Source organism: Pseudomonas sp. MF4836 (genome assembly GCF_002018875.1).
Classification (GTDB): domain Bacteria; phylum Pseudomonadota; class Gammaproteobacteria; order Pseudomonadales; family Pseudomonadaceae; genus Aquipseudomonas.
Genome location: NZ_MVOL01000005.1, coordinates 247,595 through 262,325 on the forward strand (window position 1 = coordinate 247,595; position 14,731 = coordinate 262,325).

General features: G+C 60.7%; 13 protein-coding genes. 11 read left to right on the forward strand and 2 right to left on the reverse strand.

Annotation, left to right across the window (positions count from 1 at the left end; genetic code table 11):
* Window positions 1-121 precede the first annotated feature (121 nt).
* From MF4836_RS13785 to MF4836_RS13795, 4 genes are all read left to right on the forward strand, one after another.
* Window positions 122-964: a lipopolysaccharide kinase InaA family protein gene (locus MF4836_RS13785; protein ID WP_078470751.1), complete on the forward strand. Its 843-nt coding sequence runs from the start codon at window positions 122-124 to the stop codon at window positions 962-964.
* A gap of 94 nt (window positions 965-1,058) precedes the next feature.
* Window positions 1,059-2,348: a M18 family aminopeptidase gene (locus MF4836_RS13790; protein ID WP_078470752.1), complete on the forward strand. Its 1,290-nt coding sequence runs from the start codon at window positions 1,059-1,061 to the stop codon at window positions 2,346-2,348.
* Between the two features lie 182 nt (window positions 2,349-2,530).
* Complete coding sequence (locus MF4836_RS35520; protein ID WP_020295542.1) at window positions 2,531-2,707, forward strand: hypothetical protein; 177 nt, start codon at window positions 2,531-2,533, stop codon at window positions 2,705-2,707.
* A 79-nt stretch (window positions 2,708-2,786) separates the two neighbouring features.
* The gene (locus tag MF4836_RS13795; RefSeq protein ID WP_078470753.1) at window positions 2,787-4,943 is read left to right on the forward strand and encodes a mechanosensitive ion channel family protein; all 2,157 of its coding nucleotides are present in this window, start codon (window positions 2,787-2,789) and stop codon (window positions 4,941-4,943) included.
* 43 nt (window positions 4,944-4,986) lie between these two features.
* Here the strand turns inward: MF4836_RS13795 and MF4836_RS13800 are convergent, their stop codons facing one another.
* The gene (locus MF4836_RS13800; protein WP_020295544.1) at window positions 4,987-5,700 is read right to left on the reverse strand and encodes a UTRA domain-containing protein; all 714 of its coding nucleotides are present in this window, start codon (window positions 5,698-5,700) and stop codon (window positions 4,987-4,989) included.
* 361 nt (window positions 5,701-6,061) lie between these two features.
* Between MF4836_RS13800 and MF4836_RS13805 the strand changes: the two genes are divergently transcribed.
* The 6 genes from MF4836_RS13805 (at window position 6,062) to MF4836_RS13830 (ending at window position 11,335) form a co-directional block, all read left to right on the forward strand.
* Window positions 6,062-7,129, forward strand: coding sequence for an ABC transporter substrate-binding protein (locus tag MF4836_RS13805; RefSeq protein ID WP_078470754.1), 1,068 nt, complete (start codon window positions 6,062-6,064; stop codon window positions 7,127-7,129).
* A gap of 75 nt (window positions 7,130-7,204) precedes the next feature.
* Window positions 7,205-8,011, forward strand: coding sequence for an alkaline phosphatase family protein (locus MF4836_RS13810; protein WP_078470755.1), 807 nt, complete (start codon window positions 7,205-7,207; stop codon window positions 8,009-8,011).
* Window positions 7,990-8,853: an ABC transporter permease gene (locus MF4836_RS13815; protein ID WP_178102940.1), complete on the forward strand. Its 864-nt coding sequence runs from the start codon at window positions 7,990-7,992 to the stop codon at window positions 8,851-8,853. Before MF4836_RS13810 ends, MF4836_RS13815 begins: the two co-directional genes overlap by 22 nt.
* Entirely contained in the window at window positions 8,840-9,640 is an 801-nt protein-coding gene (locus tag MF4836_RS13820; protein ID WP_078470757.1) for an ABC transporter permease, read from the forward strand. The genes MF4836_RS13815 and MF4836_RS13820 overlap by 14 nt, the downstream gene beginning before the upstream one ends.
* Entirely contained in the window at window positions 9,637-10,641 is a 1,005-nt protein-coding gene (locus MF4836_RS13825; protein ID WP_078470758.1) for an ABC transporter ATP-binding protein, read from the forward strand. The genes MF4836_RS13820 and MF4836_RS13825 overlap by 4 nt, the downstream gene beginning before the upstream one ends.
* A gap of 40 nt (window positions 10,642-10,681) precedes the next feature.
* On the forward strand, window positions 10,682-11,335 hold the full coding sequence (locus MF4836_RS13830; protein ID WP_020295550.1) for an HAD family hydrolase: 654 nt from the start codon (window positions 10,682-10,684) through the stop codon (window positions 11,333-11,335).
* A 145-nt stretch (window positions 11,336-11,480) separates the two neighbouring features.
* Here the strand turns inward: MF4836_RS13830 and MF4836_RS13835 are convergent, their stop codons facing one another.
* Complete coding sequence (locus MF4836_RS13835) at window positions 11,481-12,443, reverse strand: zinc-binding dehydrogenase (RefSeq protein WP_078470759.1); 963 nt, start codon at window positions 12,441-12,443, stop codon at window positions 11,481-11,483.
* A 138-nt stretch (window positions 12,444-12,581) separates the two neighbouring features.
* Between MF4836_RS13835 and MF4836_RS13840 the strand changes: the two genes are divergently transcribed.
* The gene (locus MF4836_RS13840; protein ID WP_177326754.1) at window positions 12,582-14,666 is read left to right on the forward strand and encodes a carboxy terminal-processing peptidase; all 2,085 of its coding nucleotides are present in this window, start codon (window positions 12,582-12,584) and stop codon (window positions 14,664-14,666) included.
* The last annotated feature ends 65 nt before the right edge of the window (window positions 14,667-14,731 follow it).

A 14,731-nucleotide genomic window follows, 5' to 3' on the forward strand; every position in this document is an offset into this window, starting at 1 on the left:
TTTTTTGAAACACCTTGTAGTGAAAGAACTCAAAAAAAATGTAACTTAAATGTGAATTTTTTGTGAAATAATGTGAAAAGTTTCGGATCCAAAATTGAAGAAATAAAGGCGGGATGCCAGCGTGCTCAGCAGTATGAATCTTCACATTGATTACCCTTTCACGTTTTCCTTTCTGAACACTACCTTGCATCTTCGTGAGAAACCCTCCAGCAAGGTCGCTCAAGCGCTCAAAAAACTCATCAAACATCGCCACGAAAAAAAGCAGACCCGTGCCAGTGCCCCCCTGAGTACCACCGATACTTCACTGTTCGCCAAAGTCCAGCCCCTGGACAGTTTCAAGGCGAAAGTCCGCGTGACCCTGGGCAAGCCACAACGCAACGGGCGTTTCGACTGGCCCCTGGAAGAGTTGATCAACACTCAGGAAGCCCAGAGTCGCGGGGTCAACATGCCTCCACTGCAGGGTTATGGCTACACCAAGGGTCGCCTGGGGCTGACCCACGAATACTTCATCATCACCCACCTGCTGGAAGACCATATAAACGGCGTGGAGTGGCTGCAAAAGCACCCTGAGAGGGTCGAGCAGTTCGTGCGCGACGCCTTCGCCCTGCTGGGTTCCCTGACCCAGAAAGAAATCATCCACATGGATTTCTGGGCCGGCAATATCATGCTGCCGCCTACTGTCGACGCTGAACTCAAAGTCATCGACTTCGAAAACTGCTTTGCCAGGCCTGCCCAACACCACAGCGAAACCCTGGGCTTTCAACTGGGTTTTTTCTATCGGCGGGAAATCTACAAACTGATTACCGAAGCCGATTACGATCGCCTGGTCGATGAGTATGTGGGCCAGCAACAAAACGTCTCATCAGAGAAATTCCACGCGTTCTACCAGCCCAGCAAACACGAGCACGTGGGGCGCAAGCAACGGCGCGACGTCTATCTCAGCGGCCAACTGGTGGTTGGCTGAGCCGCGGGGGCAAGCGGACAACAATCGCCGCGTTGTCCCTGCAATGCCTTGGGCCAATACGTTAAACTCGCGCCACTGCTGTCTGGAGCTACTTATGCGCGAAGAGTTGAACCAAGGCCTGATCGATTTCCTCAAGGCCTCCCCTACCCCTTTCCATGCCACCGCCAGCCTTGTCCAGCGCCTGGAAGCGGCAGGTTTTCAACGTCTCGACGAGCGCGAGCCGTGGACCACCGAAGCCAATGGTCGCTATTACGTCACTCGCAATGACTCCTCGATTGTCGCGTTCAAGCTGGGCCGGCATTCGCCGCTGCAGGGCGGGATTCGCCTGGTCGGCGCCCATACCGACAGCCCGTGCCTGCGGGTCAAGCCGCAGCCGGAGTTGCAGCGCCAGGGCTTCTGGCAGCTGGGTGTCGAAGTCTATGGCGGCGCGCTGCTGGCGCCGTGGTTCGACCGCGACCTGTCGCTGGCCGGGCGCGTCACCTTCCGTCGTGATGGCAAGGTTGAAAGCCAACTGATCGACTTCAAGGCGCCGATCGCGATCATTCCCAACCTGGCCATTCACCTCAACCGTGAGGCCAACCAGGGTTGGGCGATCAATGCCCAAACCGAATTGCCGCCGATCCTGGCCCAATTTGCCGGTGACGAGCGCGTGGATTTCCGTGCCGTGCTCACCGATCAGCTGGCCCGCGAGCATGGTTTGAACGCCGACGTGGTCCTCGACTACGAGCTGAGCTTCTACGACACCCAGAGCGCGGCGATCATCGGCCTGCATGGCGACTTTATCGCCGGCGCGCGCCTGGACAACCTGTTGTCCTGCTATGCGGGCCTGCAAGCCCTGCTGACCGCCGAGACCGATGAAACCTGCGTACTGGTGTGCAACGACCACGAAGAAGTCGGTTCCTGCTCGGCCTGCGGTGCCGATGGACCAATGCTGGAGCAGACCCTGCGCCGACTGCTGCCGGAAGGTGATGAGTTCGTACGCACCATTCAGAAATCGCTGCTGATCTCTGCGGACAATGCACACGGCGTGCACCCCAACTATGCCGACAAGCACGATGCCAACCATGGCCCGAAACTCAACGCTGGCCCGGTGATCAAGGTCAACAGCAACCAGCGCTACGCCACCAACAGCGAAACCGCCGGCTTCTTCCGCCACCTGTGCATGGCCGAAGAAGTGCCGGTGCAGAGCTTTGTGGTGCGCAGCGACATGGGATGTGGTTCGACCATCGGCCCGATTACCGCCAGCCACCTGGGCGTGCGTACCGTGGACATCGGCTTGCCGACGTTCGCCATGCACTCGATTCGTGAACTGTGCGGCAGCCACGACCTGGCGCATCTGGTAAAAGTGCTGAGCGCGTTTTACGCCAGCCGCGAGTTGCCATAATCCTGTAGCCGCTGCCGAGGCACTAGGCTACGCGGGCCGAAATGGGCGCAGTGGAAGTGTCAGTTTTATTGGACCAGCGCAGCCTTCGGCAGCGGCTACAGGTTTGTTTCTGATACACATCAATCCGGGTCACAGTAAAGCGACCTAGACTTATTAGTACTCTCTCTGACAAGGCAGTCGCCATGATCTCGATGTCGTCGTTTCACTCCATGCTCATTCCGATCCTGACCGGGATGATCCTGCTGGCCATCGGCTTCAACTTCCGCGACAAAAACGCCGGGGTGTTCACCATGTGGGTGGGCATGCTGCTGATTCTCGGCACAGTGGTCTACAAGATCCTCGCCAAACTCGCCGAATAAATCAGCCCGCCAAGCTCGCATTGGCCCGGACTGCCTCGTACACTCGGTCGATCCGCTATTGTCCGAGGTTGCCCGCCCAGTGTTCGCTCGTCTGTTCCGCCTGCCCTACTGCCTGCTTGTCTGCCTGCTGACCCTGCTGCCGCTGACAGCTGCCCAGGCGGTCGGCCTGCCGGGGCTGCTCAATAACTCGAGCAAGACCCAGGCCCAGGCCGACCAGCCACTGGGGCAATCCCTGGATGAAGTGATCAAGTCACTGGAAAACGACCAGCAACGGGCGAAGCTGCTGGCCGATCTGAAAAAGCTGCGCGACACCACGAAAAAGGCTCAGCCGATCAGCGAGGAAGGCGTGCTCGGCCTGATAGGCGGCACCCTGGCGAGCCTGGAAAAACAGTTCTCCGGTGCCGACAGCCCGATCAACCGCTGGTCCGCAGAATTCGACCAGGCCAAGGACGAACTCTCGGCGCTGATGCTGCCCGCCAGCGAATGGCTGCCGATCATCTTTGCCTTTGCCATGATCCTGATGCTCTGGAGCCTTCTGGCCGCCGCGCTGATCTGGATCAGCCACCGGGTCCGCCTGCGCTTTGGCCTGACCGAGGAACTGCCGCAACACCCCAAGACCTGGGACATGCTGCGCTTTGCCCTGCGCAAGCTCGGCCCCTGGCTGATCGCGCTGTTGATCACGGTGTACATGAGCTACGCCCTGCCTTCCTCCCTGGGCAAGGACCTGGCCATGGTCCTGGCGTATGCGCTGGTGGTCGGCACCTTCTTTTCGGCGATCTGCGTGGTGGCGTTTTCGGTGCTTGACGGCCCGCATCGTCACCGCGCGCTCTACATTCTGCGCCGTCAGGCATTCCGCCCGCTGTGGTTGATCGGCAGTTTTGCCGCCTTTGGCGAAGCCCTCAGCGACCCGCGCCTGGTGGCCAGCCTGGGCAGCCACCTGGCGCACACCGCCGCCACGCTCGCCAATGTGATGGCGGCGCTTTCCACGGCAGTGTTCATCCTGCGCTTTCGCCGCCCGATCGCCCACCTGATCCGTAACCAGCCACTGTCGCGGCGCCTGACCCGCCGTGCGCTGAGCGATACCATCGAAATCATTGGCACGTTCTGGTACTTGCCAGCGCTGCTGCTGGTAGGCATCTCGCTGTTCGCCACCTTCGTTTCCGCCGGCGACACCAGCACCGCCCTGCGTCAATCGCTGATCTGCACCGTGCTGCTGGTACTGTGCATGGTGATCAACGGCCTGGTGCGACGCCACTCGCTCAAGCCCCTGCGCGGACACAAGCGCCATGCGCTGTATTCCGAACGCCTGAAAAGCTTCTGCTACACCCTCGCCCACCTGCTGGTCTGGCTGGCGTTTATCGAGTTGGGATTACGGGTCTGGGGCATGTCGCTGATCCGCTTCACCGAAGGCGAGGGCCACGAAGTCAGCGTCAAACTGTTCAGCCTCGCCGGCACGCTGATCTTCGCCTGGCTGATCTGGATCCTCAGCGACACCGCCGTGCATCACGCCCTGACCCGCTCGCGCAAAGGCCTGGCCAATGCCCGCGCGCAGACCATGATGCCGCTGATCCGCAACGTGCTGTTCGTGGCCATCTTCATCATTGCCACCATCGTCGCCCTGGCCAACATGGGTATGAACGTCACGCCGCTGCTGGCCGGTGCCGGTGTGATCGGCCTGGCGATCGGTTTCGGGGCGCAGTCCCTGGTGGCCGACCTGATCACCGGCCTGTTCATCATCATCGAAGACTCCCTGGCTATCGATGACTACGTCGACGTCGGCGGCCACCTCGGCACCGTCGAGGGCCTGACCATCCGTACCGTGCGCCTGCGGGACATCGACGGCATCGTGCACACCATCCCGTTCAGTGAAATCAAGAGCATCAAAAACTACTCCCGGGAGTTCGGCTACGCGATTTTCCGCGTGGCCATCCCCTACAACATGGAGATTGATGACGCCATCAAGCTGATGCGCGATGTCGGCCAGAAGATGCGTTCCGACCCACTGCAACGGCGCAATATCTGGTCGCCCCTGGAGATCCAGGGTGTAGAGAGCTTTGAATCCGGCAGCGCGGTGCTGCGCGCACGCTTCAAGACCGCGCCGATCAAGCAATGGGAAGTGTCACGGGCCTTCAACCTGTCGCTCAAGCGCCACCTCGACGCCGCAGGCCTGGATCTGGCGACCCCACGCATGAGTATCCAGGTGATCACCGGCGCCGGTGGTGCAGAAAAAGAGTAAGCCCCTCCCTCCTGCACGCCGATCACTTGGCCAGTGGCCGGTATCAGGCCACGTCGACCCCGACATGGATCGCATCATGGCGCCAGAACTCCAGATCACAATCGATCAGCCGCTCGTGCTGGTCGTAGTTGACCCGGGCAATGCGCAATCCGGGGCTGCCCACCGACACCCGCAAGGCCGCCGCCGCCTCCACCTGCAACGAGGTCGGCACGATCTCGAAGCGCACCCGCCCGTAATGCAGGTCGTAGTGCCGGGCGTAGAGTTCGGTGATCGACTGGTTCAGGTCAAGATCGAGGATCTTCGGAAAGTACTGCGGGTTCAGGTAGTGCTCGACATACAGCACCAGCCGCTCATCAATGCGTCGCGCTCGGCAGATCTGGATCACGCTGGATAACGCCGGCAGTTGCAGCCAGGCACAGACCGCCGCCGACGCCGGCTGCAAGCGTGCGGAGATGACCTCGGTGGAAGGTACCCGTCCCTGGGCACTGACCATGGCGTGGAAGTGGCTGCGCTGCATCAGGTTGTAAGCCAGCCGTGGCGGCGAGACAAACCAGCCGCGGCGCTCCTCGCGATAAATCTGGCCCTGGGCTTCCAGCTGCAACAACGCCTCACGCACCGTGATACGGGTGGTGCCGAACAACTCACTGAGTTTGCGCTCGGCCGGCAGCTTGCTGCCTGCCGCCAGCAGGCCATGGTCGATCTGTTCCTGCAGGACCTGGCCAATGGCGGTTACCGCTTTTGTTGCATCGATGCGCATCAACGTTACCTATCTGGACTAGACCAGCACTGTTACAGGGCAGCCAGCCTGGCAAACAAGGCCTCTGCAAGTCGCCCAAAGCCTAGGCAATACATATGACTGACAGATGACAAAGCCGCCGAACGGCTGTTGCAGACACCTGCAATTACTTCGCCAAGTCCTTTCATTTCAGCTGTTTAGCCATGGTCTACGCTTATCTCGCGGCGCCCAACCTGCGGCCATCAAAAACCTTGCAGGACTGATGCCGACATCAAAGTGTCATCCAGCACGCCTAAATTGGCTCAGGTATTGCTGACCTAGACCAACCCAACCGCAAACGTCGATAAAAACGCAGCGTTGAACACGCCCAAAGGAGCTTCGGATGAAACAGCTTTTCCTGGCATCACTGTTAGGCTCGACCATTGCCATGTGCACCGCAGCCATGGCGGCTGATACCGATTTGAAAACCCTGGAAGCCGCTGCGAAAGCGGAAGGTGCGGTCAACAGCGTCGGCATGCCCGATGACTGGGCCAACTGGAAAGGCACCTGGGACGACCTGGCCAAACTCTATGGCCTCAAGCACATCGATACCGACATGAGCTCGGCCCAGGAAATCGCCAAGTTCGCGGCCGAAAAAGACAATGCCAGCGCCGACATCGGCGACGTCGGTGCCGCCTTCGGCCCGATCTCGGTCAAGCAGGGCGTGGTTCAGCCTTACAAGCCAAGCACTTGGGCCCAGGTCCCGGATTGGGCCAAGGACAAGGACGGCAACTGGGCCCTGGCCTATACCGGCACCATTGCCTTCATCATCAACAAGAAATTGCTGCACGGGTCCGAAGCGCCGAAAAGCTGGGCCGACCTAGAGAAAGGCAAGTACAAGGTTTCCATCGGTGACGTCAGCACCGCCGCGCAAGCCGCCAACGGTGTATTGGCCGCCGCCATCGCCAAGGGCGGCGATGAAAAGAACATCCAGCCGGCCTTGCTGCTGTTCGCCGAAATCGCCAAGCAGGGACGCCTGTCCCTGGCCAACCCGACCATCGCCACCATGGAAAAGGGTGAGGTCGAAGTCGGCGTGGTCTGGGACTTCAACGGCTTGAGCTATCGCAACAAGATGGTCAACAAGGACGACTACATCGTGATGATCCCTTCGGACGGTTCGGTGATCTCCGGCTACACCACCATCATCAACAAATACGCCAAGCACCCGAACGCCGCCAAACTGGCACGCGAATACATCTTCAGCGACGCCGGCCAGACCAACCTGGCACGGGGCAACGCCCGGCCGATCCGTGCCGAACACCTGACTCTGCCGGCCGAGGTCCAGGCCAACCTGCTGCCTAACGATCAGTACAAACACGTCACGCCGATCAAGGACCCCGATGCCTGGGAAAAGACCTCCAAAGGTCTGCCGCAGAAGTGGCAGGAAGAAGTGATCATCAACATGCAGTAAGGCTGTAATCCCCTGGGGCCGGGTTGCCGGCTCCTGGCGGTTCAACGCTGTATCTGATCCGGAGTCCTGCAACCCATGAAGCACAACGTCATCCTGGTGGTGCTCGACGGCCTGAATTACCAGGTCGCCCGAGATGCCATGGGCCACCTTCAGGCTTACTGCGGTGCAGGGCGCGCAGCGCTGTACCAGCTCGAATGCGAACTGCCCGCCCTGTCTCGCCCGCTCTATGAATGCATCCTCAGCGGGGTACCGCCGATCGACAGCGGCATTGTGCACAACAATGTCTCGCGGCTATCGACCCAACGCAGCATCTTCCATTACGCCCGGGATGCCGGGCTCAGTACCGCCGCGGCGGCCTATCACTGGGTCAGCGAGCTGTATAACCGGACGCCCTTTGTCGCGGCCCGTGATCGGCATACCGACAACCCGGAGCTGCCCATCCAACAGGGGCACTTCTACTGGAATGATCACTACCCGGACTCGCACCTGTTCGCCGACGCCGAGCACCTGCGCTTGCGCCACGCGCCGAACTTCCTGCTGGTGCACCCGATGAACATCGACGATGCCGGGCACAAGCACGGCTTCGACACCGCGCAGTACCGCAACAGCGCACGCTCGGCCGACATCATCCTGGCCGACTACCTGCAAGGCTGGCTCGACGCCGGTTACCAGGTGCTGGTGACCGCCGACCACGGCATGAACAACGACCGTTCGCACAATGGCCTGTTGCCCGAAGAGCGCGAAGTGCCGCTGTTCGTGATCGGTGATGCGTTCAGTTTCAACCCTGACGCCGCGCCCACGCAGACCCAATTGTGCGGCACGGTCTGCGAGTTGCTCGGCGTCCCCCACGACAAACCTGCATGCCGGGAGCTGTTGAAGTGAATTCAGTCACCCGTGGTAAATGGCTGGCGATCCTGTGCCTGGTGCCTTTCGCCCTGTTCTTCATCGTGTTCCAGATCGCGCCGCTGATCTGGGTCATGATCAACAGCCTGCGATCGGAAGAGTTCGGCTGGGGCCTGGCCAACTTCAGCAAGATCTTCAACTCCAAGTTTTACCTGCAATCGATCCAGTACAGCCTGGAGCTGGCGTTCTGGTCCAGCACATTCGGCATCGTCATCGCGGTGCTCGGCAGCTACTCGCTGCGTCGCGTGGATTCCAGATTGCGCAACTTCGTGAACGCCTTCGCCAACATGACCAGCAACTTTTCCGGCGTGCCCCTGGCCTTCGCGTTCATCATCCTGCTGGGCTTCAACGGCACCATCACCCTGATGCTCAAGCAGTCGGGGATCATTCAAGACTTCAACCTGTACTCCAAGACCGGGCTGATCATTCTCTACACCTACTTCCAGATTCCCCTCGGCGTCCTGCTGCTGTACCCGGCGTTCGATGCCCTGCGCGAAGACTGGCGCGAGTCGGCTTCCCTGCTCGGGGCCAATGGCTGGCAGTTCTGGCGCCACATCGGCTTGCCCGTGCTGACCCCGGCCCTGCTCGGCACGTTCGTCATCCTCCTGGCCAATGCCCTGGGCGCCTACGCCACGGTATTTGCCCTGACCACCGGTAACTTCAACGTGCTGCCGATCCGCATCGCGGCGATGGTGTCGGGGGATATTTCCCTGGACCCGAACATGGCCAGCGCCCTGGCCATGGTGCTGGTAGCGCTGATGACCCTGGTGACCATCGTTCATCAGTTGCTGCTGAAGAGGAGCTACCATGTCTCGCGCTGAACAAGGCTCCGCCCACCTCTACCACCGGGTAGTGGTCTACCTGCTGTTCGTGATCCTGTTGCTGCCCCTGGCCGGGACCCTGATCTACTCCCTTGCCAGCAGCTGGTCGGCGACCATCCTGCCCAGTGGTTTCACCTTCAAGTGGTTCGTGCAGCTGTGGAGCGATCCGCGTTTTCTGAGCGCATTCGGCCAGTCACTGCTGGTCTGCGTCGGCGCCTTGATCCTGTCGGTGGTGCTGATCCTGCCGTTGCTGTTTGTCGTGCATTACCACTTCCCCAAGCTCGACGCGCTGATGAATATCCTGATCCTGCTGCCCTTCGCGGTGCCGCCGGTGGTGTCGTCGGTCGGCCTGTTGCAGCTGTACGGTTCAGGCCCCTTCGCCATGGTCGGCACGCCGTGGATCCTGATCGGCTGCTACTTCACCGTTGCCTTGCCGTTCATGTACCGGGCGATCACCAACAACCTGCAGGCAATCAACCTGCGCGACCTCATGGATGCGGCCCAATTGCTGGGCGCCAGTACCTGGCAGGCGGCGATCCTGGTGGTGCTGCCGAACCTGCGCAAAGGCTTGATGGTGGCGTTGCTGCTGTCGTTCTCGTTCCTGTTCGGCGAGTTTGTGTTCGCCAACATCCTGGTCGGCACCCGCTATGAAACCCTGCAGGTCTACCTCAACAACATGCGCAACAGCAGTGGCCACTTCACCAGTGCGCTGGTGATCTCGTACTTCCTCTTTGTCCTGGTCCTGACCTGGGCCGCCAACACTTTGAACAAGGACAAAAGCCAATGAGCTATGTCAGCGTCCAGCATCTGCAAAAAAGTTACGGCCAAAAAGGCGCCGCCGCCACGCCGGTGTTCAGCGACATCAATTGCGAAATCGCCAAGGGCGAGTTCGTCACCCTGCTCGGCCCCTCCGGCTGCGGCAAATCCACCCTGCTGCGCTGCATCGCCGGGTTGACCCCGGTGGACGCCGGCAAAATCCTTCTCGAAGGCCAGGACATCGTGCCGCTGAGCCCGCAGAAACGCGGAATCGGCATGGTGTTCCAGAGCTACGCGCTGTTCCCCAACATGACCGTGGAACAGAACGTCGCCTTTGGCCTGCGGATGCAGAAGGTCAACACCGACGACAGCCACAAGCGCGTGCTCGAAGCCCTGCAATTGGTCGAACTCAATGAGTTTGCCGGGCGCTACCCCCATCAGTTGTCCGGCGGCCAATGTCAGCGCGTGGCCCTGGCCCGCTCCCTGGTGACCCGCCCGCGCCTGCTGCTGCTCGATGAGCCGCTGTCGGCCCTGGATGCGCGGATCCGCAAGCACCTGCGCGAGCAGATCCGGCAGATCCAGCGCGAGCTGGGCCTGACCACGATTTTCGTGACCCATGACCAGGAAGAAGCCCTGACCATGTCCGACCGGATCTTCCTGATGAACCAGGGGCGGATCGTCCAGAGCGGCGACGCCGAGACCCTCTACACCGCGCCAGTGGATGCATTCGCCGCCGGGTTTATCGGCAACTACAACCTGCTGGACGCTGAGAGCGCGAGCCGCTTGCTGCAACGGACGATCAGCGGACGCATCGCGATTCGCCCGGAGGCCATTGAACTCAGCCGCAGCGGCGAGCCTGACGCCCTGGTGCGCAGCCACAGCCTGCTGGGCAATGTGATTCGCTATCGCGTGGAAGCCCGGGGCGTGGAATTGGTGGTCGATGTGCTCAACCGTTCGGCGGCCGACCTGCATGCCGACGGCCAGCGCCTGGCACTTTCCATCGATCCCTCGGCCCTGTGTGAGGTAGCCTGATGCCTTTGACAGCAACGCTTCTGAAGAGAGACCTGCACTGATGGCCCTGGCAATTTTTGATCTGGACGAAACCCTGATTCACGGCGACTGCGCCACCCTCTGGAGCGAGCAGATGGGGCGCCTGGGCTGGGTCGACAGCGAGTCGTTCATGCGCCGCAACCACGAGCTGATGGACGCCTACAGCCACGGCAAGCTGGCGATGGAAGAGTTCATGAGCTTCAGCCTGGAACCCATGGCCGGGCGCACCCCGGAAGAAGTCGCTCACCTGGTAGGACCCTGGGTCGAAGACGTGATCGAACCGATCATCTACAGCGACGCCTGCAAGGCCATCGCCGCCCATCGCCAGGCCGGTGACCGGATCCTGGTGATCTCGGCCTCGGGCACGCACCTGGTCAAGCCGATTGCCGAGCGCCTAGGCATCGATGAAGTGCTGGGGATCGAGCTGGAAGTCACCCACGGGGTCTACAGCGGCAACACCGTCGGTACCCTGACCTACCGCGAGGGCAAGATCACTCGGCTCCTGCAATGGCTGGATGAAGAAGAGGAAAACCTCGAGGGCGCAAGCTTCTATTCCGACTCGCGCAACGATTTGCCGTTGCTGCTCAAGGTCGACCACCCCCACGCGGTCAACCCCGACCCGGTGCTGCGCGAACATGCCGAAAAAGCCGGCTGGCCGATTCATCACTGGAAGTAACCCAGCGCCTGATAGGGCCGCGGCTACCCTCTCTGGAGCCGCTGCCGAAGGCTGCGTCGCCCCTCGACAACGCCGCATCTCAACAGCGATTTCCTACCGCCCGACACCGCCAGGGCAGCCTCACGGCAGCGGCTACGAGTGACGGTCAAACCAAGGTGGGATCAATCACCAGCACCAGCTTGCCCGAGACCTGATTGGTCGCCAGTTCGGCAAATGCCGCTTCGGCATCCTTGATCGGGTAGGCCCTGGCCAGTTGCGGGCTCAGGCGCCCTTCGGCGAACAGGGGCCAGACGTGTTGGCTCAGGTCGCTGAACAGGTCCGCCTTGAATTGCTCGTCGCGGCTGCGCAAGGTCGAACCGAGCAATTGCACACGCTTGGCCAACACCTGGGCCAGGTCCAATTTCGCCTCGCGCCCCCCCATCAAGCCAATCAGTGCCCAACGCCCGTCACGGGCCAGCAGCTTGAGGTTGAGCGCGGCATAGTTGGCACCGACCGGGTCGAGAATCACATCAAACGGCGCGAAATCATTCAGGCCTTCAAGGCCATCAGTACGCACCACGCCCCCCTGTGCGCCCAGGGACTCACAGTACGCCAGACGCTCGGCCGAACCGACGCTGACCCAACAGGGATTGCCAAAGGCCTTGCACAGCTGGATCGCCGCCGAACCGACGCCACTGGCACCGGCGTGCAGCAGAACCTTTTCCCCAGGCTTGAGCGCCGCCAGCTGGAACAGATTCAACCACGCCGTGCTGTACACCTCCGGCAAGGCCGCCGCCTCGGCCAGGGACAGGCCTTCCGGTACCGGCAATACATGACGGGCATCGACCACCACTTCCTCGGCCATGCCGCCGCCAGCCAACAGTGCACACACCCGGTCGCCGATCTGCCACGACGCCCCCGGCCCCACCTCGCTGATCACTCCGGAGCATTCCAGCCCCAGCACCTGGCTCGCACCGGGCGGCGGTGGATAGAGCCCGGCCTTCTGCAGCAAATCGGCTCGATTCAGGCCGGCAGCGGCCACCCGGATGCGAACTTGACCTACATCACACGCAGGGCTCGGCTCTTCAACCCACTCCACTTGACCTTCAACGCCTTGCAATGCTTTCACAGTGCCTCCATAGTGAGTCTGGACTGAGCCCGATGCTGTAGCGCCGGGCTTTTTGCATTATGCGACCGGCCCTTATGGAACCGGCGACTTCAAAGACGGCCTAATATGCGTTATCAATTGCCCCCGCGTCGAATCAGCATGAAGCATTTGTTCCCCAGCACCGCCCTCGCTCTTTTCATTGGTATTGGCCTGTTGCCGATGTCGGCCAATACGTTCGCAGCCAATAGCTGGGACAAACTTCAGCCTGATCGCGAAGAGGTGATTGCCAGCCTTAGCGTCGTCGAGCTGCTCAAGCGCCACCATTACAGCAAGCCTCCGCTGGATGATGCGCGTTCGGTGATTATCTACGACAGCTATATCAAGCTGTTGGACCCTTCGCGCAGCTACTTCCTGGCCAGCGATATCGCCGAATTCGACAAGTGGAAAACCCAGTTCGACGACTTCCTGAAAAGCGGCGACCTCAACGCCGGGTTCACCATCTACAAGCGCTACCTGGACCGGGTCAAAACCCGTCTCGATTTCGCCTTGGCAGAGCTGGACAAGGGCGTCGACAAATTCGATTTCACCACCAAGGAAACCTTGCTGATCGATCGCAAGGACGCTCCCTGGCTCAAGACCACCGCAGAGCTCGACGACCTGTGGCGCAAACGCGTCAAGGATGAAGTCCTGCGCCTGAAGATCGCGGGCAAAGAGCCCAAGGCCATCCAGGAACTGCTGACCAAGCGCTACAAGAACCAGCTGGCGCGCCTGGACCAGACCCGTGCCGAAGACATCTTCCAGGCTTATATCAACACCTTCGCCATGTCATACGATCCGCACACCAACTATCTGTCGCCAGATAACGCGGAAAACTTCGACATCAACATGAGCCTGTCGCTGGAAGGCATCGGCGCCGTGTTGCAGAGCGACAACGACCAGGTCAAGGTCGTACGCCTGGTGCCGGCTGGCCCGGCAGACAAGACCAAACAAGTGGCACCGGCAGACAAGATCATCGGTGTCGCCCAGGGCGACAAGGAAATGGTCGACGTGGTCGGCTGGCGCCTGGACGAAGTGGTCAAGCTGATCCGTGGCCCGAAAGGCACCCTGGTGCGCCTGGAGGTGATCCCGGCCAGCAATGCGCCAAACGACCAGACCAGCAAGATCGTGCCGATCACCCGCGAAGCGGTGAAGCTCGAAGACCAGGCGGTGAAGAAGTCGGTCCTCAACCTGAAACAGGACGGCAAGGACTACAAGCTCGGGGTGATCGAGATCCCGGCCTTCTACCTGGACTTCAAGGCCTTCCGTGCCGGCGATCCGGACTACAAGAGCACCACTCGCGATGTGAAGAAACTGCTGACCGAGTTGCAGAAGGAAAAAGTCGACGGCGTGGTCATCGACCTGCGTAACAACGGTGGCGGCTCGCTGCAGGAAGCCACCGAGCTGACCAGCCTGTTTATCGACAAAGGCCCGACCGTACTTGTGCGCAACGCTGATGGTCGCGTGGATGTGCTGGAAGATGAGAACCCGGGTGCCTTCTACAAAGGCCCGATGGCGCTGCTGGTCAACCGCCTCTCGGCGTCGGCCTCGGAGATTTTCGCCGGTGCGATGCAGGACTACCACCGCGCGTTGATCGTCGGCGGCCAGACCTTCGGCAAAGGCACGGTGCAAACCATTCAGCCGCTCAACCATGGCGAGCTGAAGCTGACCCTGGCCAAGTTCTACCGGGTTTCCGGGCAGAGCACCCAGCATCAGGGCGTACTGCCGGACGTCAACTTCCCATCGATCATCGACACCAAGGAAATCGGCGAGAGCGCCCTGCCCGAAGCCATGCCGTGGGACACCATTCGTCCTTCGATCAAGCCTGCGGTAGACCCGTTCAAACCGTACCTGGCACAGCTCAAGTCGGAACATGAAGCACGTTCGGCCAAAGACGCGGAATTCGTCTTTATCCGCGACAAGCTGGCCTTGGCGCAGAAACTGATGGCCGAGAAGACCGTCAGCCTCAACGAAGTCGAACGCCGCGCACAACATGCCGACATCGAAGCCAAGCAACTGGCCCTGGAAAACGCCCGCCGCAAGGCCAAGGGCGAGGACCCGCTGAAAGAGCTGAAGAAAGAGGACGAAGACGCACTGGCCGCCGCCGAACCGGACAAGACCAAACCGGAAGACGATGCCTACCTCAGCGAAACCGGGCGCATCCTGCTCGATTACCTGAAGCTCAACACCTCGGTCGCCAAGCACTGACAATGATGGCAATTTAATGCTGACGCTCCTCGGAGCGTCATCAAACAGTCATCATTCTGTCGTGA